At 38.9% G+C, this 22,600-nt stretch carries 17 protein-coding genes; 15 read left to right on the top strand and 2 right to left on the bottom strand.

The window, feature by feature from the left end; genetic code table 11:
• The first annotated feature begins 155 nt into the window (after positions 1-155).
• The 9 genes from H5161_RS17995 (at position 156) to H5161_RS17955 (ending at position 9,274) form a co-directional block, all read left to right on the top strand.
• Positions 156-1,679 (top strand): FAD-dependent oxidoreductase, encoded by a 1,524-nt coding sequence (locus tag H5161_RS17995; RefSeq protein ID WP_182769803.1) that lies wholly within the window; start codon positions 156-158, stop codon positions 1,677-1,679.
• Between the two features lie 26 nt (positions 1,680-1,705).
• The gene (locus tag H5161_RS17990) at positions 1,706-4,402 is read left to right on the top strand and encodes a nitrate reductase (protein WP_182769802.1); all 2,697 of its coding nucleotides are present in this window, start codon (positions 1,706-1,708) and stop codon (positions 4,400-4,402) included.
• A gap of 16 nt (positions 4,403-4,418) precedes the next feature.
• A complete protein-coding gene (gene moaA, locus H5161_RS17985; protein WP_182769801.1) occupies positions 4,419-5,390 on the top strand; it encodes a GTP 3',8-cyclase MoaA in 972 nt (323 codons plus the stop codon).
• Position 5,391: 1 nt separating this feature from the next.
• Complete coding sequence (locus tag H5161_RS17980) at positions 5,392-6,066, top strand: molybdenum cofactor guanylyltransferase (protein WP_182769800.1); 675 nt, start codon at positions 5,392-5,394, stop codon at positions 6,064-6,066.
• Positions 6,063-6,602 (top strand): molybdenum cofactor biosynthesis protein B, encoded by a 540-nt coding sequence (gene moaB, locus H5161_RS17975; protein ID WP_182695790.1) that lies wholly within the window; start codon positions 6,063-6,065, stop codon positions 6,600-6,602. The genes H5161_RS17980 and moaB overlap by 4 nt, the downstream gene beginning before the upstream one ends.
• 1 nt (position 6,603) lies before the next feature.
• Complete coding sequence (gene moaC, locus H5161_RS17970) at positions 6,604-7,074, top strand: cyclic pyranopterin monophosphate synthase MoaC (protein ID WP_007375236.1); 471 nt, start codon at positions 6,604-6,606, stop codon at positions 7,072-7,074.
• The gene (locus H5161_RS17965; RefSeq protein WP_182695789.1) at positions 7,052-7,351 is read left to right on the top strand and encodes a MoaD/ThiS family protein; all 300 of its coding nucleotides are present in this window, start codon (positions 7,052-7,054) and stop codon (positions 7,349-7,351) included. The genes moaC and H5161_RS17965 overlap by 23 nt, the downstream gene beginning before the upstream one ends.
• Positions 7,351-7,809 (top strand): molybdopterin synthase catalytic subunit MoaE, encoded by a 459-nt coding sequence (gene moaE / locus H5161_RS17960; RefSeq protein ID WP_182769799.1) that lies wholly within the window; start codon positions 7,351-7,353, stop codon positions 7,807-7,809. Before H5161_RS17965 ends, moaE begins: the two co-directional genes overlap by 1 nt.
• A 127-nt stretch (positions 7,810-7,936) precedes the next feature.
• Positions 7,937-9,274, top strand: a complete 1,338-nt coding sequence (locus H5161_RS17955; RefSeq protein ID WP_182769798.1) for a hypothetical protein — start codon at positions 7,937-7,939, stop codon at positions 9,272-9,274.
• 143 nt (positions 9,275-9,417) lie between these two features.
• Here the strand turns inward: H5161_RS17955 and H5161_RS17950 are convergent, their stop codons facing one another.
• Positions 9,418-10,587: a putative zinc-binding metallopeptidase gene (locus H5161_RS17950; protein ID WP_182720471.1), complete on the bottom strand. Its 1,170-nt coding sequence runs from the start codon at positions 10,585-10,587 to the stop codon at positions 9,418-9,420.
• A gap of 69 nt (positions 10,588-10,656) precedes the next feature.
• Positions 10,657-11,430: an SHOCT domain-containing protein gene (locus H5161_RS17945; RefSeq protein WP_182720472.1), complete on the bottom strand. Its 774-nt coding sequence runs from the start codon at positions 11,428-11,430 to the stop codon at positions 10,657-10,659.
• A gap of 1,021 nt (positions 11,431-12,451) precedes the next feature.
• On the opposite strand from H5161_RS17945, the gene H5161_RS17940 reads away from it, so the two are divergent.
• The 6 genes from H5161_RS17940 (at position 12,452) to H5161_RS17915 (ending at position 22,488) form a co-directional block, all read left to right on the top strand.
• On the top strand, positions 12,452-15,763 hold the full coding sequence (locus tag H5161_RS17940; protein WP_182769797.1) for a DUF2126 domain-containing protein: 3,312 nt from the start codon (positions 12,452-12,454) through the stop codon (positions 15,761-15,763).
• A gap of 112 nt (positions 15,764-15,875) precedes the next feature.
• Positions 15,876-18,395, top strand: coding sequence for a circularly permuted type 2 ATP-grasp protein (locus H5161_RS17935; RefSeq protein WP_182769796.1), 2,520 nt, complete (start codon positions 15,876-15,878; stop codon positions 18,393-18,395).
• A complete protein-coding gene (locus tag H5161_RS17930; protein WP_182695782.1) occupies positions 18,392-19,270 on the top strand; it encodes a transglutaminase family protein in 879 nt (292 codons plus the stop codon). The genes H5161_RS17935 and H5161_RS17930 overlap by 4 nt, the downstream gene beginning before the upstream one ends.
• 46 nt (positions 19,271-19,316) lie before the next feature.
• Positions 19,317-20,771: a circularly permuted type 2 ATP-grasp protein gene (locus tag H5161_RS17925; RefSeq protein WP_007585223.1), complete on the top strand. Its 1,455-nt coding sequence runs from the start codon at positions 19,317-19,319 to the stop codon at positions 20,769-20,771.
• 1 nt (position 20,772) lies between these two features.
• On the top strand, positions 20,773-21,705 hold the full coding sequence (locus H5161_RS17920) for an alpha-E domain-containing protein (RefSeq protein ID WP_007585221.1): 933 nt from the start codon (positions 20,773-20,775) through the stop codon (positions 21,703-21,705).
• A gap of 123 nt (positions 21,706-21,828) precedes the next feature.
• Positions 21,829-22,488, top strand: coding sequence for an MOSC domain-containing protein (locus H5161_RS17915; RefSeq protein ID WP_024604871.1), 660 nt, complete (start codon positions 21,829-21,831; stop codon positions 22,486-22,488).
• The last annotated feature ends 112 nt before the right edge of the window (positions 22,489-22,600 follow it).

The following is a 22,600-nucleotide window of genomic DNA, read 5'->3' as shown; positions in this document are numbered from 1 at the left end:
ACTTTATGCTTTTCACCTCTGCACCAATGTAGGCAACTTGCTGATTTTAAATGCTTATATATTTGGCTTACATATTGCTATAACAAACCTATAACAAATTATTCGATTTCAATTTTAGTCAATTACTAAAATAGGTATCACTTTAAGGTGGGTAAATGTTAAGCAAGCAGCGTGTTGTAGTGGTAGGAAACGGAATGGTCGGGCACCATTTTGTGCAGCAGCTAGTTTCTCAAAATCAAGCTGATGAGCAATTTGAAATTACGGTACTTAGCGGTGAAGACCGTTTAGCGTATGACCGTGTACAACTATCCTCTTTTTTTAAAGGCAAAACCGCAGACGACCTCGCACTTACATGTAATAAAACCTATGACGATTGGCAAGTACGCTTTCATACTCATTCTAAAGTGGTTGATATAAATCGTGATACGCAAACTATAACGACCGCTAAAGGGGAATTGTTTGAATACGACAAACTTGTGCTTGCTACAGGTTCATTCCCATTTGTACCGCCTATACCGGGTAAAGATCGCGAGCATTGCCTTGTTTATCGCACCATTAACGATTTACACGCAATAAAAAATTCAGCCCACGGCAGCAAAGTAGGCGTGGTAATTGGTGGCGGTTTACTGGGGCTTGAAGCTGCAAACGCATTAAAGCAATTGGGTTTACATACTCACGTAATAGAATTTGCACCGCAACTTATGGGTGTACAAGTTGATGCTGGTGGCGGTCGGTTACTAAAAAACAAAATTACGGATTTGGGCGTTACTGTACATACAGCGGTAGCAACTGAGGAAATAGTAGAAGGCGAAAGTTGCCGTTATAAAATGTGTTTTAAAGGTGGCAAAACCCTTGAAACAGACATGATTGTATTTTCGGCGGGTATTCGCCCTTATGATAATTTAGCCCGCGAGTTTAATTTAGAGTTAGGCGAGCGCGGCGGTATTGTAATTAATAACCACTGCCAAACGAGTGATAAAAACATATACGCTATTGGTGAATGTGCACTGTGGAATAATTTTATTTTTGGCTTAGTGGCACCCGGTTACGCCATGGCTAAAATAGCAGTTGGGCATATTTTACAAGATACGCAGCAAGGTACTTTGCAAAGTACTGGCTTAGACAATAAAGCCGATGAATTTAATGGTGCCGATATGAGCACCAAGCTTAAATTAATGGGTGTTGAAGTAGGCTCTATTGGCGATGCACATGCACGCAGCGAAGGCGCAATAAGCTATTACTTTGAAGACCAAGCCAATGGTATTTATAAAAAAATAGTCACTAACTCACAAAGTAATAAGCTGATTGGCGCGGTACTTGTTGGCGATACCAGCGATTACGACAATTTGCTGCAATATCATTTAAACGACATTGAACTTACCACCGCTCCCGAAGCGCTCATTATGCCCCTTGCCGGCGACATAGCAGAGCTAAGCGCCGATGACTTGCCTGATAACGCCATTATTTGCGCGTGTCATAAAGTAACTAAACACACCATTGAACAAACAGTCGCTAAAGGCTGCATAGATTTGGCAAGTGTGCAGCAAAGCACCAAAGCCAGTACAGGCTGTGGAGGGTGTGAAAAGCTCGTTCAAAATGTAATAAACAGCGCGCTAGCTAAAGCAAGTAACACTATTAACGTAGTTACCCTTAATGAGCCTGTAAAACAGCCTGCATAAATTAAAGCACACTAAAAGAGAGCAGTATGACAACCGCAAACACGTCACCAACTATAAATAAAACCAGTTTAAAACAAACAACATGTGCTTACTGTGGTGTAGGGTGCGGTGTTGATATTTCACTTTTTAATAATGTGCCAACCAAGCTTGAAGGCATGCGAGAGCACCCCGCTAACTTTGGTCGTTTATGTGTAAAAGGCACGCATTTGCTAGACACCACAGGCAGTGATAACCGCTTAACGTCGCCCCTCATTAATAATAAAGCAGCCACGTGGGATGAAGCAACCGACCACGTTGCCAATAAATTTAACGACGTAATACAAAAGCACGGACCCGATGCGGTGGCATTTTATGTGTCAGGGCAGTTACTTACTGAAGATTACTACATCGCGAATAAATTAATGAAAGGCTACATAGGCTCAGGCAATATCGATACAAATTCGCGCCTGTGTATGTCATCTGCTGTGGCAGGTTACAAACGCGCTTTTGGTGAAGACGTAGTGCCGTGTACCTACGAGGATTTAGAGCAAACTGAGCTGCTTATTTTAATTGGCTCAAATGCAGCGTGGACTCATCCGGTTTTGTATCAGCGAATGGAGCGTGCAAAGCAGCTTAACCCAAATATGAAAGTGGTGGTTATTGACCCGCGAAAAACCGACACTGCTGAGCTTGCCGACACATTTTTAAATATAAAACCAGGGAGTGACGCCGCCCTTTATAACGGCTTGCTTAATTATTTAAATGAGCATAACCACCTCGATACGCAATTTATTGCTCAGCACACAAACGGCTTTGAAAGCGCACTGCAAGAGGCACAAAAATGGAGCTGCCAGGCAGTTAGCGACTTTTGCGATATAACAATTGAGCAAGTCACTGAGTTTTACACGCTATTTGCTAAAAGCCGAAGTGCGATTAGCTTTTACTCAATGGGTATAAATCAATCAAGCTCGGGTGTAGATAAATGCAACGCCATTATTAATGCGCATTTAGCCTCAGGTAAATTACTTAAGCCAGGTAGCGGTCCGTTTTCGATTACTGGACAACCCAATGCGATGGGCGGGCGCGAAGTAGGTGGTTTGGCTAATCAGTTAGCGGCGCATTTAGATATTGAAAACGAAGCGCATCAATCACTTGTACAACGTTTTTGGCTCTCGCCAACTATTGCTAAAAAAGTAGGCAGCAATGCCATTGATATGTTTGATGAAATAGCCGCAGGCAAAATAAAAGCAGTGTGGATAATGGCAACAAACCCAATGGTGAGCTTGCCTAATAACGCCGCTATTAAAAAGGCATTAGAGACCTGCGAATTGGTGGTTGTATCTGACTGTATTGCAAAAAGTGATACGTTAAAATTCGCCGATGTTGCTTTTCCATCAACCGGTTGGGGTGAAAAAAACGGCACTGTGACTAATTCAGAACGCAGAATATCAAGGCAACGACCGTTAGTAGCGCCTTATTCGGGTGCTAAAAACGATTGGCAAATTATGTGCGATGTTGCTAAAAAAATGGGCTTTGAAGGATTTGATTTTATAGACCCAAGTGGCATTTTTGAAGAATGGGCACAATTAACCGGCTTTGAAAATAACGGCAGCCGATTACTAAATCTTTCTGGTTTAGTTGGGCTCACAAAAAGCCAGTACGATAATTTAAAACCCATTATGTGGCCGGTTGTTAAAAATCAGTCTTATAAAAATGGTCAAGTTTTTACAGATAACCAATTTAGCACCGCTGATAAAAAAGCACGTTTTATACCCATAACGCCGCAATTACCTGTGCAACAAACATCAAGTGATTATCCGTTTATAATGAACTCAGGACGTATACGCGACCAATGGCATACGATGAGCCGCACGGGTAAAAGCACTGCGCTTTCATCGCATATTACACGCCCGTACATTGAAATTAATCCGCTTGATGCCAGTAAATTAGCAATTAAACAAAACGATTTAATAAGTGCGATTGCGCAAACTGGGCAGGTTACCGCGCATGCAAAAGTAACCGATTCCGTGCGAAAAGGTGAATGCTTTATGCCTATTCATTGGAATAAGCAATTTGCGTCATCAGCAACAGTAAGTGGGTTGTATCAATCGGTAGTTGACCCTCTATCTGGTCAGGCTGAGTGCAAACACGGCGCTGTTAATATAGTTAAGGCACCCTTTGTGCAATATATGCAGCTGTTTGTTAAAAACGAACTTGTTATAAACAGTGATTTTTGGCTCAAAGTTAATGCAAGCAATTGCTTTAATTACCAATTGGCGCTTAATGAACCACAAAGTGATTTACTGTATTACTGCCAAACCTTAACCGGTTTACAAGGGCAGTGGTCGGCTATGAACACGGCAAAAGCCATGCATGTGCAGTGTATTCAAAACGATCAATTAGCGTTTGTTGGTGTTATTTCTAACGAGCAAAAAGAAATATCACTTGAGTGGATAAACCATTTATTTGCAGAGCCATTACTGACCTTTACACAGTTACAGTCTTTGCTTTATGCAACCCCCGATGAAGAATTTACCCAAGGCGTGCAAGTGTGTAGCTGCTTTAAAGTAAGAGAGCAGCCAATTATAAACGCCATTAAAAACGGTGCAAACACAGTCGAGCAATTGGGGTCTGAACTTAAATGTGGGACGAACTGCGGTTCGTGTAAAACGCAATTAAGCCAATTAATAAAACAACATTACAAAGCCGGTTCTAGCAGCATTGATGTTGCGGTTGAAATGTAAACAAACAAGGAAGCATATGCTTAATGATCAATTTGGTCGGCAGTTTAACTATTTGCGCCTCTCAATAACTGATGTATGTAATTTTAGTTGTAGTTATTGTTTACCAAACGGGTATCAGTGCGATACGCCGCGTAATTTTTTAAATAAAAACGAAATTAGCACGCTAGTAAATGCGTTTGCAGAGCTAGGTACTAAAAAAGTACGCATTACAGGTGGCGAACCGTGCTTGCGAAACGACGTAACCGATATTATAAAACTCTGTAAAAATACACCTGGCATAGAAAAAGTAGCCATTACTACCAACGGGTTTAATTTATTAAAGAAAATTGATGAATTTGCTGAGGCAGGGCTTGATGCGCTTAATGTCAGTATTGATAGCTTAAATCCGAGTATGTTTAAACTCATAACAGGGCACGACAAACTTAACCTTATTTTAAAAGGGATTGAACGCGCGGTAGATCTGGGCATAAAAGATATAAAAATAAATGCAGTGCTTGCCAAGCAGTTTAATAAAAACCAATTGAAGGATTTTTTAGCGTGGGTAAAACACCACAAAGTTACAGTGCGCTTTATAGAATTAATGGAAACCGGTGACGGCGCAACATTTTTTGAAGAAAACCACTTAAGTGGGCAAACGGTTAAAGCCCAATTACTCGACCAAGGTTGGTTACAAGTCGTTAGGGGGAAATTAAACGGACCCGCTGAGGAATTTTGTCATCCTGATTACGATGGTCGTATTGGTTTAATAATGCCTTACAGTAAAGACTTTTGTAAAAGTTGTAATCGCTTGAGGGTGTCGGCTCTGGGTAAATTACACTTATGTTTATTTGCAGAGCAAGGTATAGATTTACGCGAACTACTAAACGAGGACGATACTGCAGCGACCGTAAAGGCAATTCAAGCCGCTATGGGCAATAAAGAAATAAGCCATGAGCTGGATAAACGCTTAACAGGTGCGACAACTCACTTAGCCATGTTAGGCGGCTGATATGAAACTTAAGCGAGATTTTACAGGTGTTGTGCTTGCTGGTGGTAAGTCATCAAGAATGGGCACAGACAAAGCCGATTTAGTTTTAAAAAATAAAACGCTATTGCACAATGCGTGTGATTTATTAAAAGACGTAGGCGCTAAAAACATACTTATAAGTCGCAACGTTACAAATCCAGTCAAGTCATTGAACCATTATTCACCGAGCGATTATCCCTCAGAAAAGTACGTTAAAGATATATACCCAAATAGTGGACCCCTTGGCGGAATTTATTCCACATTAATAGCCACTGAGCACGACTTACTTATTACTGCGGTAGATATGCCTCTACTTACGAGTAGTTTGTTAAGCATAATTGTGCTGGCTTCTCAGTCAAATAACGTACAAAGTGTGAGCAATCAATTAAATCAGTCACAAATACATGCTTGGCACTTTGAAAATGAACCACTACCGCTGTATATTCGTAATACAAGCAGTGTAAAAAATCATTTAAAACACATACTCACAAACGCTAACAGTCATAAATCAATAAAACAGTTTACCCAAAGCATTGGTGTGCAAACGCTTTTATGTAATAAAGCGCACGCATTAATAAACACCAATACACCGGCGCAATTTAAAGCTGTAAATGAGCATTTTGACCAAAGCATTAATCAATTAAGAAGAACATTATGAGTCACACAACTGAGTCACAAATAGCATTAAACATTGCCGTAATGACGGTAAGCGATACACGCGATGCGATTACCGATACTTCTGGTCATTACTTAATTAAAGCGCTAACTGAAGCTGGTCATCACTTAGCTGATAAAGACATAGTTAAAGATGACGTTTACCAAATGCGTGCAGTGGCATCGCAGTGGATAGCCGATGACACCATTCATGCTATTTTAGTGACTGGCGGTACAGGTTTTACTGAGCGCGATTCAACACCAGAGGCATTTGCGCCGCTGTTTGATAAAAGCGTAGACGGTTTTGGTGAGCTATTTAGGCACATATCGTACGGCGAAATTGGTAACTCTACTATTCAATCTCGTGCATTGGCAGGACTTGCTAATAACACCGTTATTTTTTGTATGCCAGGCTCTACAGGCGCATGTAAAACTGCGTGGACAGGCATAATAAAAGATCAACTTAACTCAATGCATAAACCGTGTAACTTTGTACCGCACATTACCATTGGTAAAAAGTGTGAATCGCGTGAGCAATAGTATGTTGAGTCACGTTGACGAAAACGGCCAAGCGAATATGGTTGATGTATCGCTCAAAGACGTAACCTTGCGCGATGCCTCAGCTGAAGCATTTATTAGCATGAGCAAGCTTGCCTTTGAACAAGTAATGCTTAATCAAAACAAAAAGGGTGATGTGTTAGGCGTGGCACGCATTGCAGGTATTCAAGGCGCTAAAAAATGCGCTGATTTAATTCCGCTTTGTCATCCGCTTGCACTTAGTAAAGTCGCTGTTGATTTTGAACTTGATGAAGCAAACAGCCAAATTAAAATAACCAGCTACTGCAAACTTGCAGGTAAAACGGGGGTTGAAATGGAAGCGTTAACAGCGGTATCTGTGGCTAGCCTTACTTTGTTTGATATGTGTAAAGCAGCCGACCCACTAATGGAAATTAGCGGCATGCGCGTTACTCAAAAAGCAGGGGGCAAAAATGGTAGTTGGCAACGCGATTAATCCAAACGATGCAATATCTAGCGCCGGGAAAGTAGAGTTATTGTTTTTTGGGCAACTAAAAGAGCGGTTAAAGTGCAGTAAATTAAGTCTTGAGATTACGCAGCCGCTTACTATTTCAGAGCTTAAATTAAAATTAGTGAGTCAATACCCGCACTGGCAACCGTGGCTGGAAGAGCGTGAGCTACTTGCAGCGCTTAACCAAACTATGTCATCAAGCGACGAAATAGTGAAAGCAGGGGATGAGCTTGCCTTTTTCCCGCCGGTTACAGGTGGCTAATGAGCATACATATTCAAGTACAAACCGATGATTTTAATGTAGGTGACGAGCACAATACGCTTTGTAGTAATAATAAAAGCGATGGCGCTGTTGTCACCTTCACAGGTTTGGTAAGAGAGTTCAGCAGTGGCGATAACGTTATTGCACTTGAGCTTGAACACTACCCTGGTATGACCGAGCAACTCCTTCAATCTATTGCAGAGCAAGCACAAACTCGCTGGCAACTGGCGCGAATATTTATTATTCACCGCGTTGGTTACTTAGCACTTGGCGAGCAAATTGTATTTGTAGGCGTAACGTCCCGCCATCGCCAAGCCGCGTTCGAAGGCGCACAATTTATTATGGATTACTTAAAAAACCACGCCACGTTTTGGAAAAAAGAGCACTTTAAAGACTCATCAAATTGGGTTGAGTTTAAACAAAGTGACAAACAAGCGCTGGATAAGTGGGAAAAGTGATGCAGATATTTCATTACTTGTGCTCTACAGAGGTTATATAGCTCTCAGTTTGCGTGTGAAGTCTGCGTTTTTCGTGTTATAAATCAGCAATATTAGATTGTTAGCTCGACCCAAGTCTGGAAGACATATGCGCACATCAAAAATGTTATATTTTACAATATTATTACTTGTTCTACTTTCAGCTTTTCTTGCTGTATGGGTATATGATTTAAAAGAAGGTAAAGATTTACTGAGCTTTACCATATCAACAGTAAGCTTTTGTATAGCCTTATTAGCCTTATTAGCCTTATTAGCTTTATTTATTACTGTTAGAACATATACATCAATTGATAGTGTAAATAATATTAGCAAAATGGAAGGTAACATTTTAGATAATGAAAATTACGTAACCTCACTTCCAGAGTTAATTAATCAGTTTAAGTCCCAAAATGAAAATACACTAGAGAAAGAAATTTTTGACTCTATTGAGCATAAACTAAAAAAAGAGTCAGAAACCGCCGTTCTTTTTGCCGATACCCTTCAGTATATAATTGACCTAATTGTATTATTTCCAGCTGTTTTTAATGCATCAGAAACTAACAAAGTACTTTATAAAAAGCGTATGGATACAATTTTGTCAGAAGTTGATAGGCGCTGTGAAATATTGCACTCGGTGAGTAAAGGTAATTCAATTCAAATAACGGAAACGATAAAGCTATTTAAAGCTGTTGTGTCTTACCAAAGTTTTGTAGCTGATGATAATTTTAATATTCATGCAGACTTACTTCATGTGAGAGGTCCAATTCTTCGTAATCCAGTGACAAAAACCATTTACCATAATTACCTAGGTTTGTATTACAACAAAAAAGGCATGCATTTGCTGCGAGAGTCGCTAAATATGAACTCTGTAGATATTTTGTCGATTGATGGTTTAGAGCTGGCTCAAAAAAATATTAATACCATAGAGCCATCAATACTTGAAGAAGTAAGTATGTATCTTAAATCTGCCGCTGAGCAGTTCGATAAAGCACTTAAAGTATCTAGCGAAGATGTTATGTGGCCTGGTTTTATTAATTACAATAAAGCACGTACGGTATATTTTTTAGCTTTACTATCAAATAGCGAACTTAATTGGTTAGATATTCTCGACGAAGCAATAGAGTCTCGCAGCAGGTTAAATCGACTAATTGACGAAATTTTAATGATAGACAGATCAAAACCAGCCAATATTGTTAGCACACATTTAAGAGAATTTTTTCTATATCAAGAAGAGTTAGCACGTACAGTAAAATTGAATATTTTACTGTCGAATAATCTAACCAGACAAAATAATGCACCTATTATATATAAAGGGATTAATATCACTGATATATCAAACGAAAAACTAACTGACTTATTTGTTTCAATACAAAAGTTTTCTACAGTTAGTATTTACCAAGAAAAAATTATAAGTCGACTCAAGAATAACCTCGCTGTGACAAACTAACAAAGCTTCAGCGAGAAAGTAGGGGATATACTATTTTTACGGCTTTTTGCTCATCATAAAAAAGCCACCTACCGATGCATGAAAAGTCATAGCAAGAATAAATGGCTCTTTATTAAAATGTTTTTTGGACTGAACTTATTTTATTACACTTTTCCAATGCTCAAATCAGGCATTAAATTTAGCCTGTTATGGATAGCATGATGGATGAAAGATAACTTAGTTCGCACCGCTTGAGTTAATACAAATGGGTAGGCATCGGCAAGTCCCATGCTGCGATTTAGTGAATTTAGAATGATCGAAAATTCCATCCAAGTATCTAAAATAGCATCAATCGATGTTTGTGAATTAAAGTAATATGCACTTTGTGGCAATCTAAGCTCGTCTGCTTCATCTAATTCAAACTCATTACCCGTTGTTGAGCCTGTAATTGAAAAGTTTTTGGCTGTTTCTAAAGTATCGATAATATGCATGTAATGCGCCCATGTTTCCGCCCAGTCTTCATAAGGGTGCATAGTAGCGTATTCACTGATAAAGGTTTCATGCCAGTTAGCAGGAGCGCCTTGTTTGTAATGAGTATCGAGCGCTTGCTGGTAATCTAATTCGTCATCACCAAAATATTGCTTACATAAAGCATGTTTTTTTGGTGAATTTGCGATTAGTTGATCAAAATAATAATGACCGAGTTCATGGCGAAAATGGCCAAGTAAAGTACGGTAACGCTCGCCCATTGCTATTTTAGCTTGAGAGCGTGCTACGTCGTCTGCCTCGGCTAGGTTTATAGTGATATGCCCGCAATCGTGTCCTGTAAATACAACGTCTTGACCTATAATAGGGCTTACAAAGTGATCGCTTACGTTACGGTCTGCTATAAAATCGAAGCTTAATCCGCTTTCAGGTTCTTGAATCGTTGTATTTAAAGGGAGTGATAATGATTTTAATGTATACAAAGCGCGACGTTTTGCTGTCTCCATTTTTTTCCATAATGGAATATGTTCAACAATACTTAAATCGGGCACCGTTTCATTAAAGCGGCATGAAAAACACAGCACTTCGTCTTTATCGGCAACAGGTATAAAGGTGTCTAAATTAACCATACCATTGCATACGTGATACTGAGCGTTGTTATCACATTTTTTATAAAAAACTTCAGGCGCTTCTGCTTTGTAAAATAACCCCGATTGCTCATCAATTTCATAGGGTTCAACTTGGTCGAACTCATCATCAATACCCACGGTTCTGCCGCAAGCCAAACAATGGCTGCTTTCAAAAAATAAAATAAGTTGATCTGTGCAATTACATTTAAATGTTTTCATATGTTACCGAATAAAAAAGAGACCGTATAAACCACTTTTACTTAGCGCTATGCTATTGGAGGATAGTGGTTAAATCCTTTTTAAAAGTTCAGACTTTTTAATATTAAATTCATCATCACTCAACGCATTAGAGTCGCGAAGTTGTGCTAACTTTTCAATAATTTGAAGTGTTTCGTCTACCGAGTATTGTCCCACAGTATTATTAGCCGGTGCTTCAACTTGGTTTGGTGTTGACGATGCAAAATTCGGCTGCGTTCCTTGCTGCGTAAAATCTTTTTGTGGTTCTGGAGGCGTTGGCGTTTGCCCTGAAATTAATGGCAGGGTATTTACATTAATTGTCCCCCACTGACTGTTAAATGTAAGAGAAGTATTATTGCCTTGCTGTTGGCTTACACCACCAATATTATGATCTAACGTGTCGTATACGCTCACTTGTCCATTTAATTCAACGGCTAAGCGATTAGGGAATATAGCGTAGCGAATATTATTTTGCGCACCACTGCTAAATGGGCTGCCTAGATTACCTGGCCACCACTGATTGCTGCCAGGCGATCCTGCAGGAATAACCGGAAATATTTGGTTATTGCTCAATATATTAGCAAGTTCGTTGCACAAGTTATCAACGGTTGATTTTAAACCGTTGTTAAACATGTCGCCAACCATTGTCATTCCGCCACGCATCCATTGACCAGAACCACCAAGTTCTGGGCAATTAAACTGTGCCATTGAGCAACCGCCATTATTAACGCTAACTAACATGTGAATTACTGCATCGTGACTGAGGTTATAACGAGATGCTATACCATTAACTAAGTTTTCACCGACATCTGTTAGCTTTTGCATAAGAGAATATCCTATTAGGTAGATTGGGTTGATTTAAAAAATCTTAAATACGCTAGGGCGTGTTGATTTTTGGGATTGAAATTTGTTCAATCTAGGGGCGATTTAATCGCGGCGCGAGGTTTGTACCCTAGTGGGCTAAGTAAAAACCGAGCAACAAAGAGTCAATCGTCCCTAGAAAGAACCCAGGGGCAGCGCATGTTTGGCATTTATGCTGCGTTATCGCCTATGTATGGGGAACAACCACACATCATAGACTCTGCCTTGCTTAAATACCAAACACACTGCTGCAAATTCAACCACCAAAGAACAACACGCCCTAGTGCTGCATTACCTTTAGCTTTGATGATAATGAAAAATTAACAGGTTAGTGAGGTGTGCTGGTTTTTCAAATTGGACGAGTTCTGTTTTGTCTGAAATGAAAACACACCACTGCAAAGCTAATCTTTAAAGTAAGCATCTATGTATTAAAAGTTGCTTGTTTTATCTCATAGAGATTGTTAGTTTTGCTGTAACGTAAGCGGTTAAAAATCGATCTAGTATAGCACCGTTACTTACTTTAACAGCAGCTTTATCGTGAACTATTTCTTACTATTTAATAATTACTTTGAATGATTTTTAAACTCTAAATAAATCCTTTTAATTATATCAGTTTAGCGGTATAAATAACGCAGTGAGTATTTTAAAAAATCTAAATATATTTGTTTTATTTCAATATTTTAAATTAACAGGATTTAATTGTAAGTTATTTTAAAGCACTATTTTGGTGCGTTTTCTGCACCATTAAAAATCTAAAATTGATGGTTTAAATTACACTAAGTTTACTATTTATTGAATAGGTGTGTTTTTCCTATTAATTAGGTCAAAACCTTTATGCATAACGTTGCTTTGTGCAAGAGCCGCGAGTGGATGAACAGTACTACTTAAGCAAGTCTTTTGGTATAAAAATTGCAAAAGTGAATTAGTCCAAATAATATTTTCAGCGTTATATTGTGGCCATACATTATTAAAGGGGAATTAATAGATGACAATTACAGTTGGGATTTCGCACCATACTCAGTATAAATACGACCGGTCAGTTAATATGGGGCCGCATATATTCCGATTACGTCCAGCGCCACATAGCCGTACAAAAATTAAAAGCTATTCTTTAAAAATAGTACCAGAAGATCATTATATAAATTGGCAACAAGACCCTTTTGGTAATTACCAAGCAAGGGTGGTTTTTAACAAACCAACCACCGAATTTAGTTTTACAGTTGATTTGGTCGCCGAACTAACGGTTATTAATCCTTTTGATTTCTTTTTAGAAGATTACGCCGAAAACTTCCCGTTTGTTTACGATGCTATTTCAAAGTCAGAACTCTCTCCTTATTTAAAAAAACGCAAAGCCAGTCCAAAATTTAAAGAATTAATTGAATCTTTAAACCCTAAAGAGCCGCTTAGAAGCGTTGATTTTTTAGTGGCTGTTAATCAAGCTATTTATGAGTTAGTTGGTTATGGCATTCGTTTAGAACCTGGCGTACAAACACCGAACGAAACAATAAGTAAAAAAACAGGTTCGTGTCGTGATTCTGCTTGGTTATTAGTACAATTGTTTCGTCATTTAGGGTTGGCATCTCGATTTGTATCGGGTTACCTAGTACAGCTAACCTCAGATCAAAAATCACTAGATGGCCCAAGCGGTCCAGAAGAAGATTTTACCGATTTGCATGCATGGACCGAGGTGTATATTCCGGGTGCAGGTTGGATAGGGCTTGATCCTACCTCGGGTTTATTTGCTGGTGAAGGTCATATTCCATTGGCGTGTACGCCAGAGCCAAGCTCGGCAGCGCCGGTAACCGGCGGTATAGATGACTGTAAATCTGAGTTTAGCTTTTATAATAAAGTAACGCGTGTACACGAAGACCCACGTGTTACTAAGCCGTATTCTGAGGCGCAGTGGGCGGCAATTAACCGTTTAGGTCAGCACGTTGACAATGTTTACAATGAAGAAAACATACATTTAACCATGGGCGGCGAACCTACGTTTATTTCTATTGACGATATGGAACATCCTCAGTGGAATACTGATGCCGATGGCAAAGAAAAAAGAATATTAGCTCAAAATTTATTTGTAGAAATGAATAAAGTATACACAAAAGGTGGCTTTACTCATTACGGACAAGGTAAATGGTATCCGGGTGAGCCATTACCACGTTGGCAATATGCGTGCTATTGGCGCAAAGACGGCGAGCCTTTATGGCAAGATGCCGCACTATTAGCCGATCCTAATAAAGATTATAAATTTGATCATACCGATACTAAAAAGTTTGCTGATAAACTGTGTGACTCACTTGGTCTTGAAACCAAGGCACTTACTACGGCTTATGAAGATATTTTATATCACATGTGGCAAGAAGCCTCATTACCTACCGAAATAAAGCCAGATCAACCAGAACTTCTCCATGCAATGAGCCGAAAAGGCTTTTTAGCTAAAATGGATAAAGGCATAGAAAAGCCTGTTGGCTATGTTCTACCTTTAAAATGGAACGATAGTAAAAACTGTTGGCAGTCGTGTACGTGGGAGTTTAAACGGGGTCATTGTTTTTTATTACCGGGTGAATCACCACTTGGTTATCGCCTACCTTTAGACAGCCTTGAGTGGAGCGGCAATATTATTGACCGCGACCCGTTTGATATTCCAGAAAATTTTACCAAAGCTAAAAAGCTTAAAAAGGGCTTTATTGGTAAAGAAATGGTTAAAACTGCGCTTGTAATGGAAGTGAGAGAGGGGCGTTTATATATATTTATGCCACCAACAAGTCATTTTGAACATTACATGGGTTTAATAAGTAGTATAGAGAGTGTGGCTAAAGAACTTAAAATGCCGCTTGTTATTGAAGGCTATAGCCCACCTAAAGATAGCCGCGTAGAAAAATACGCTGTAACGCCAGATCCAGGTGTTATTGAAGTAAATATTCATCCTTCAACATCGTGGGATCAATTAGTCAGTCGAACTACAACGCTATATGGTTTAGCAAAAGAATGCCGATTAGGTACCGATAAGTTTATGGCAGATGGTCGTCATACAGGTACTGGTGGTGGTAACCACGTAACGCTGGGTGGCGAAACACCTGAGCAAAGCCCATTTTTACGCAGACCCGATATTTTAAGAAGTTTTATTACCTATTGGCAGCATCATCCTGGTTTATCGTATTTATTTTCGGGGCTTTTTATTGGTCCTACAAGCCAAGCACCGCGAGTGGATGAAGCCCGTGATGAAGTTTTATACGAGCTAGAAATTGCCTTTTCGCATATGCCCGAAGGTGAGGTGCCTGAACCTTGGTTAGTTGATAGGCTACTTCGTAATTTATTAGTGGATTTAACGGGTAATACGCACAGAGCAGAGTTTTGTATAGATAAGCTCTATTCACCCGACTCAGCCACAGGTCGTTTAGGGATTGTAGAATTTAGAGGCTTTGAAATGCCTCCGCATTCACAAATGAGCTTAGTGCAAATGCTGCTGTTGCGTACTTTACTTGCTTGGTTTTGGAAAAAACCTTACCACAAGCCATTAATACGTTGGGGTACTGAGTTACACGATAAGTTTTTATTGCCACAATATGTAGAAAACGATTTAGCTGAAGTAAGCCGCGATTTACAACAGGCAGGTTTTCAATTTCAGTTAAGTTGGTTAAATCCATTTTTTGAATTTAGGTTTCCGGTATGTGGTACGCGAGAACTTGATAACGTTACACTTGAGCTTAGAACCGCAATCGAGCCTTGGCATGTACTGGGCGAAGAGGCGAGTGCGTCGGGTACGGCGCGCTATGTGGATTCGTCATTAGAAAGAGTACAGATAAAAGTACAAGGAACAATGAGCGACCGCTATGTTGTAACGTGTAATGGTCGAAGAGTGCCGCTTAAACCGGTTAAAGGTAAAGCAAAAGATGAAATGGTCGCGGGTATACGATACAGAGCTTGGCAACCACCTACAGCGCTTCACCCAACTATTGGCGTACATGCACCATTAGTTTTTGATTTAATCGATACGTGGGAAGGACGTTCAGTTGGAGGCTTTGTATATCATGTGAGCCATGCTGGTGGGCGTAATCCTGAAACGCTACCGGTTAATGCATTTGAAGCAGAAGGGCGCAGGGTTGCAAGATTTTGGGAGCATGGGCATACACCATCTTTACTTGCATCAGCAGAACCAAGCTGGAGCCCATCGGCGGTTACGCATAGTTTTCAATCGGCGCAAAGCGCAAGTGAATACGTAGTGCCTGATGAAGAAAGTAGTAATCCTGATTATCCAAATACCTTGGATTTACGCAGGCAGCCTAACTTTAAATAATAATTGATAGTTGTGTCATTCCACTTTGAAATTATTTAAAGTGGAATGACTAAATATTTTTAAAGCATCATTATGAACACGGCTATTTACTATAAATTGGAGCGCTTTCAGCTTGTATATTAACAATAACGCGATGCCGGAATTGCCTGAGTGGTTGTCTTTATACCTTGATAAATCACATGGACATGATGAACTAGCAAACCACAGTGGTTTAAACCCAGACCATTGGGATACTTTATTTAAGCGTTTAGCTAGTCTAACAGCAGATGATGTTAGTAGCCGCGCTACAGAAATTAGCCAATTGCTACAAAATGGCAATATTAAAAATGAAAGCAATAAGCAGTGGCACTTCGACCCATTGCCATTTATGTTATCTAAAGCCGATTGGGCATTGCTCGAAGAGGGAATAAAACAAAGAACCCTTTTATTAAATAAAATTCAGCAAGATATTTACGGTGACCAAACATTATTAGTCGATGGTCATATTCCTGCAAAGCAGCTTTTTCAAGACCCTAATTACTTACGCGAAGGTTTTAGCTTACCTAGTAACGAATTAACACTATTTTTTACTGCATTAGATGTTTACCGCACGCCAACAGGCGAATTTAAAGTATTAAGCGATCATTGTCAGTGCCCGTTAGGCTTAGGGCTATTAATTAAAAGCCGTATTATTGCAAGGCGTGTAATGGCTGAAGAATTTGCAGAATGTAATGTTCAGCAAATTAAAGAATTTTTAAATTTATTCCAAGAGGGTATTAACGAATATACCCATTATATGGATGACCCACGAATTGTAATTTTAACCCAAGGAATTGATGACCCTAACTACAACGAGCATGCATTCCTATCTACCTACTTTGGCTACACATTAGTACAAAGCGCCGACTTAACCGTACGTGGTGGTGACGTTTGTTTAAAATCGTTACAAGGCTTGGGTAAAATTAATGTCATTTTACGCTGGGTTTCTGATCGTTGTATTGACTCTTTAGAGCAAACTGAATATTCACTTCATGGTATTCCGGGCTTATTACAATCGGTACGACAAGGGTCGGTTAAGGTTTTAAACCCGTTTGGTAGCGGTGTGCTCTCGTCACCTTCAATAAAGTGCAACTTAGAAAAGTTATCGCAGCAAATTTTAAAACAACCGCTGTTATTAGGTGAGCCAAATTATTTAAGTGTAAAAGAAGCGCAAGCCGTTGATTGGAATAACCTCGAACTACTATCTGCTATAGACCCTACACTCAAGTTAGATGGAGTGTTAGACGAGCAAGAAATAAAGCTACTTATTAGCAAAGAACCCGATAATTACTTTTTCCAAGAAAAACCTTCTTTTAGCAGTGCACCATTTTGGCATGACGGGCAATTAATCTCCAAGCCAGTGGTGTTTAGATGCTATGCATTAACCACTGAAAATGGCGTAGAAGTACTTCCTTCAGCACTGTGTTTTTCGAACGAAAAAAGTAACAACCCAAGAGTATCTGGTTGGATCAAAGATACATGGATAAATACAGCCGATAGAGTTGATTTAGGCGAGCATAATCCACCGGTACCAATTAGAAAAAGAATGGATGTAACGCTACTCGAAGGGGTTATTTCGAGCCGTACGGCTGAGCACCTTTTTTGGTTGGGCCGATACTTAGAACGCTGCGAAAATACCATACGTATATTGCGTATTTTTATAGACAAGTACACCGAATTTTCTGTTTACCCAGATTCAATACGAAAAAGTATAGTTGCACGGCTTTCTAATGCCATTAGGTCGCAATATATTGTTTATCCATATGTAGAACCTGATTTAAAACTAGATGGCATTGATGTAAATCTGTCTAAAGAAACTGCTTTTCAACTCCTTGCAGACGAGCAATGCGCTGGCAGTATTATTAATACAATAAAGTACATTGCTAATGCGTCGGTGCAAATTCAAGAATTACTATCTCATGATAGCCGCCGAATAATTGATGATATTAATGAGCAAATTAAAGTATTTAAAAATGTAAATATTAATATTCCAACGCGTGCAATGCAAAGCAGCCTAGATAGAGTTATAGGCTCAATTATGGCTTTTAATGGCTCGATTACAGATTGTATGCCAAATAGTAATGGCTGGTTTTTACTCGAAATGGGCAGAAGAGTAGAGCGTAGCTTACAAATAACATCATTAAGTGCGGCTTTATTAACCAAAGAGTTAGACGAGCCCGAAGAGCTTGGCTTACTTGAAGCAGTACTAAGTTGCCAAGTTAGTTTAGTTACGCATAAGCGCCGATACAGAATGTATCAAACCATTGGTACAGGACTTGAGCTATTACTTTTAGATGCTGAATACCCACGTTCTTTATTATTTCAGTTAGAGGAAATTAATAAGTTATGTAAGCATTTACCCACAAAACGCAGGCAAGGCGTAATTGCGGCACACGAAAAAGCAATTTTACTATCTAAAACAAGTTGTTATGTAACTGAGAAAGATTACCTACAAAAAAGTGAAAATGGACAACGTAACCAGTTAATCGAATTTAACCATAATACGCGTATGAACTTAGATACATTTTGTGATGTATTATTACTACAGTATTTTTCTCATACCCAAACGGCAAATAAATTGAACTGGACTAATATTGAGCAAGCTCAATCGTGAAATATAAAATAAAGCACTCGACTACATACAACTATTCAGACTTTGTTAGTTTGTGTCAAAACCAAGCGCGATTAACGCCAAAAACGAATCGCGGGCAAATATGCCACAGTAGTCGTATAGAAATTGAACCTACTCCGACTTACTTACAAACATTTACTGATTATTTTAATAATCAGGTAACAGCGTTTGAAATAGCAATACAGCATAAAAAACTTAAAGTAACGATGATCAGCGAGGTAGAACTGTTAGTCGGCGCTAATAGCAATTTAGAGAGTGTTGATATTACTTGGCGAAAAGTACGTGATTTATTGGTTAAACCAAATACGGCAGAATTATTAAAAACGTCTGAATTTGTACTACCTTCACAACTTATTCCAATAGATAAAGGAATTAAGGAATACGCATTAATTTCGTTTGATGCACACAAAAATATAATTTCTGCATGCAAAGATTTAATGGCACGGATTTTTCATGAATTTCATTATGATCCTGGTTTTACAACAATTAGTACGCCTTTGAGCACTGTTTTTGCACAAAAAAGGGGCGTTTGCCAAGACTTTGCACACTTTGCGCTTGCATGCTTACGTAGCGTAGGGTTAGCAGGTCGATACGTAAGTGGGTACATAGAAACCATGCCGCCAGAAGGCGAAGAAAAGCTAGAAGGTGCAGATGCAACTCATGCATGGTTTGCGGTATTTGTGCCAAACTTTGGCTGGGTTGATTTTGATCCAACAAATAATGTTTTACCACGCGATCAGCATATTACTCTAGCGGTAGGGCGAGACTTTTCTGACGTAACTCCTTTAAAAGGAGTGGTATTTGGTGGCGGTAGTCAATTGCTTGATGTAGCGGTTGATATGATTCGAATGGAATAGCAGTTTAACTACGTCATATATGATGATGGATAAGGTGAAAGAGTGTATGAAAATTGATTGGAAAGCGTACCAAACAAAAGGTTTCTTTGATGAATTAATTGATGCACAAGGAAACGTTAGATCGCATGGAACACAATTAGCACAATTTTTTGCTAATTTATCAGCAGAAGAATTAGTAAAAGCCAGAGCGGTTGCTGATTTAGCAATTAAAGAAATGGGTATTACTTTCACGGTTTACAACGAAGGTAATATGATTGATAGAGCCTGGCCGTTTGATATTATTCCTCGAACTATTGGTAAAAAAGAATGGCAAAGCGTAGAGGTTGGTTTAAAGCAACGTGTTGAAGCGCTAAACCTTTTTATAGATGATTTATACCACGACCAAAAAATAATAAAAGATGGTGTTTTTCCAAAAGGGTTACTAGAAAAATCAGTTAACTTTCGCCAGCAATGTGTGGGAATAAACCCGCCAAATAAGATATGGGCGCATATTTGTGGCTCAGATTTAGTACGCGATGGTAGCGGTACAATGTATGTGCTTGAGGATAACCTGCGTGTTCCTTCTGGTGTATCTTATATGCTTGAAAATCGCTCTGTAATGAAGCGTGTATTCCCTGAATTATTTGAGCAAGTATCGATTTTACCTGTTGATGATTACCCTTCACAATTATTTGATATGCTAGCGGCAATGTCGCCTCGTCCACAAGATAAACCAGAAGTCGTGGTACTTACTCCAGGGGTATTTAACTCCGCTTATTTTGAGCATTGTTACCTTGCCCAAGAAATGGGTTGCGAACTGGTAGAAGGGCGCGATTTAGTTGTTGAAAAAGATGACTGTGTATACATGAGAACAATCACAGGGCTACAACGAGTTGATGTTATTTATCGTCGTATAGATGATTTATTTTTAGACCCAGAAGCCTTTTTACCAGAATCCCAACTTGGCGTCCCTGGATTAATGCGTGCTTGGTCTAAAGGTAATGTGGCTTTAGTTAATGCACCAGGCGCAGGTGTTGCTGATGACAAAGTAGTTTACGCCTATGTACCTGAGATGATTAAGTACTACTTAGGCGAGGAAGCTAAACTTGCTAATGTCCCAACGTTCAAATGTTTAGATCCGAAAGAATGCGACCATGTGATTAAAAATATCGATAAGCTTGTTGTTAAACCTGCAAATGAATCTGGCGGATATGGATTATTAATTGGTCCTAAATCGACTAAAAAAGAACAAGAAGCGTGTATTGCTCAAATTAAAGCGGACCCACGAAATTGGGTAGCTCAACCAACATTAGATTTATCAACAGTACCAACATTTGATGGTAATAAACCAGATGGTCGACATACCGATTTAAGACCGTTTATTTTATCATCAGGTAAAGATACGCAAGTTACCACTGGTGGATTAACGCGTGTTGCTATGGTTAAAGGCTCTTTGGTGGTTAATTCATCACAAGGTGGTGGCAGTAAAGATACTTGGATTGTTGACGAAGAGGCTAAATAATATGTTATCAAGAGTAGGCGAAACTTTATATTGGGTATCTCGATACATTGAGCGCGCGGAAAATGTGGCTCGTTTAATCAACGTTAACAATTTACTGATGATGGACTTACCCAAAGGCGTATGTACCGGCTGGGAGCCATTAATTGATATTATTGGTGTGCGTAAAGCGTATTCAGAAAACCATACTGATTTTACTGAACAAAAAGCATTAAGGTATTTACTTGTTGGTAGTGATAACAGCTCGTCAATTTTAAACTCTATTACTTCGGCACGAGAAAGCGCGCGTACAATTCGCGATGTAATACCGCGAGATGTATGGGAAGAAATTAACTCTCTTTATTATTATGTAAAAGATAATCAAAAAGAAGGGATAACAAAGCGCGGACGTTTTGATTATTTAAAAAAGATTATAGATTCAGCCCATCAAATATTTGGGGCGTTAGATGCCACAATTAATCATGATCAGGGCTATGTTTTTATCCGCTTTGGTTCGATTATAGAGCGCGCAGATATGACATCGCGAATTTTAGATATTCGCTCTGCTACGTTAATTACTAATGAAGAAGAAGTGAAGCCGTTTGATAATATTCAGTGGATCAGTTTATTGCGTTCGTTAAGTGCTTATCAAATGTATCGCCAAGAAATGGGCGTTAGAGTACAGCGTGCTGATGTAATAGAATTTGTGATGCACAGCAAAGTATTCCCACGATCTATTTTATTTTGTATGAATGAATTAAAAGCATTGGTTTTACCTTTGCCAAACTCAACAGAAATTATTAAATCAATTGATGATGCAATTGTTGAGTTAGAAAATAAAGACGTACGAGTACTTAAAAATGGTCTGTTGCATGACTTTATCGATGAAATACAAATAGACTTAGCTGGAATACATAACGGACTGGCCGAAACGTATTTTTTAAAACAAGCAGAATAATAAAAACTGTATATTGTGAGATGACTGCTTAGTCTTAAGCGGTCATTTTTTTGCTTAAATTTATTTATAATAATTTTAAAACCTGCATAATTAATCTTTACTTCCTCATCCGTTGGTATCGCAATGAAAATCATCTCGACTAATATCTCTAAAATTAAAACTCTTATTCATAATGGTAAAGAGGTGAAAACGGGAATATTCAAAACGCCAACTAACGAACCTGTTGTTATTGAAAAGCTAAATATTATAGGGGATGAGCAAGCTGATTTAGTTAATCACGGCGGGGTTGATAAAGCGGTTTACGCGTTTTCGCACAATCATTATGATTATTGGAAACAAACCCTCGAGAATGATGATTTGGCAGTAGGTGCCTTTGGCGAAAACTTCACGATTTCTGACCTTGATGAAGCGAATATACACATAGGTGACCATATTCGAATTGGTACTGCATTACTTGAAGTAAGCCAGCCTCGTGTGCCTTGTTTTAAATTAGCTATCGCCCTTAATAATAAAAACAGCCTTAAACTGTTTACGCAGCATTACTGCACTGGCGTGTATTTTAGGGTACTAGAGCAGGGCGTTGCAAAAACGGGTGATAGTGTTGTTATCGAGAAGAAAGCCTCGCACGACATATCAGTAAAAAAACTGTTCCAGGCTTTTTTTGATAAAAAATATCCAGATTATGAAAGTGTATTATTAGCAGCACTCGAATTGCCGGAGCTTGCTCTTGAGTGGCAAACTAAAATTAAAAAGAAGCTTTGTATTAAAAATGAACTAAGTTAAGCGTAAATTGTTATTTATAGAGGAGCTAGTAAAAAAGATAAAACCTGCTATACCTAATGTGATAAATACTATAATTATTATAGTGTTATTAAAAAACTGTTGGGTTAGTAGC

It is taken from the genome of Pseudoalteromonas sp. SG43-5 (assembly GCF_014164345.1).
In the GTDB taxonomy this organism is placed as follows: Bacteria; Pseudomonadota; Gammaproteobacteria; order Enterobacterales; family Alteromonadaceae; genus Pseudoalteromonas; species Pseudoalteromonas distincta.
The sequence above is the reverse complement of the archived record's forward strand: the minus strand, read 5'-3'. Positions and strand labels throughout refer to the sequence as shown.

Excerpts from the sequence above, each read along its gene's own strand:
- H5161_RS17995 (WP_182769803.1), top strand. The coding sequence starts at position 156 with ATGTTAAGCAAGCAGCGTGTTGTAGTGGTAGGAAACGGAATGGTCGGG.
- H5161_RS17990 (WP_182769802.1), top strand. The coding sequence starts at position 1,706 with ATGACAACCGCAAACACGTCACCAACTATAAATAAAACCAGTTTAAAA.
- moaA (WP_182769801.1), top strand. The coding sequence starts at position 4,419 with ATGCTTAATGATCAATTTGGTCGGCAGTTTAACTATTTGCGCCTCTCA.
- H5161_RS17980 (WP_182769800.1), top strand. The coding sequence starts at position 5,392 with ATGAAACTTAAGCGAGATTTTACAGGTGTTGTGCTTGCTGGTGGTAAG.
- moaB (WP_182695790.1), top strand. The coding sequence starts at position 6,063 with ATGAGTCACACAACTGAGTCACAAATAGCATTAAACATTGCCGTAATG.
- moaC (WP_007375236.1), top strand. The coding sequence starts at position 6,604 with ATGTTGAGTCACGTTGACGAAAACGGCCAAGCGAATATGGTTGATGTA.
- H5161_RS17965 (WP_182695789.1), top strand. The coding sequence starts at position 7,052 with ATGGTAGTTGGCAACGCGATTAATCCAAACGATGCAATATCTAGCGCC.
- moaE (WP_182769799.1), top strand. The coding sequence starts at position 7,351 with ATGAGCATACATATTCAAGTACAAACCGATGATTTTAATGTAGGTGAC.
- H5161_RS17955 (WP_182769798.1), top strand. The coding sequence starts at position 7,937 with ATGCGCACATCAAAAATGTTATATTTTACAATATTATTACTTGTTCTA.
- H5161_RS17950 (WP_182720471.1), bottom strand. The coding sequence starts at position 10,587 with ATGAAAACATTTAAATGTAATTGCACAGATCAACTTATTTTATTTTTT.
- H5161_RS17945 (WP_182720472.1), bottom strand. The coding sequence starts at position 11,430 with ATGCAAAAGCTAACAGATGTCGGTGAAAACTTAGTTAATGGTATAGCA.
- H5161_RS17940 (WP_182769797.1), top strand. The coding sequence starts at position 12,452 with ATGACAATTACAGTTGGGATTTCGCACCATACTCAGTATAAATACGAC.
- H5161_RS17925 (WP_007585223.1), top strand. The coding sequence starts at position 19,317 with ATGAAAATTGATTGGAAAGCGTACCAAACAAAAGGTTTCTTTGATGAA.
- H5161_RS17920 (WP_007585221.1), top strand. The coding sequence starts at position 20,773 with ATGTTATCAAGAGTAGGCGAAACTTTATATTGGGTATCTCGATACATT.
- H5161_RS17915 (WP_024604871.1), top strand. The coding sequence starts at position 21,829 with ATGAAAATCATCTCGACTAATATCTCTAAAATTAAAACTCTTATTCAT.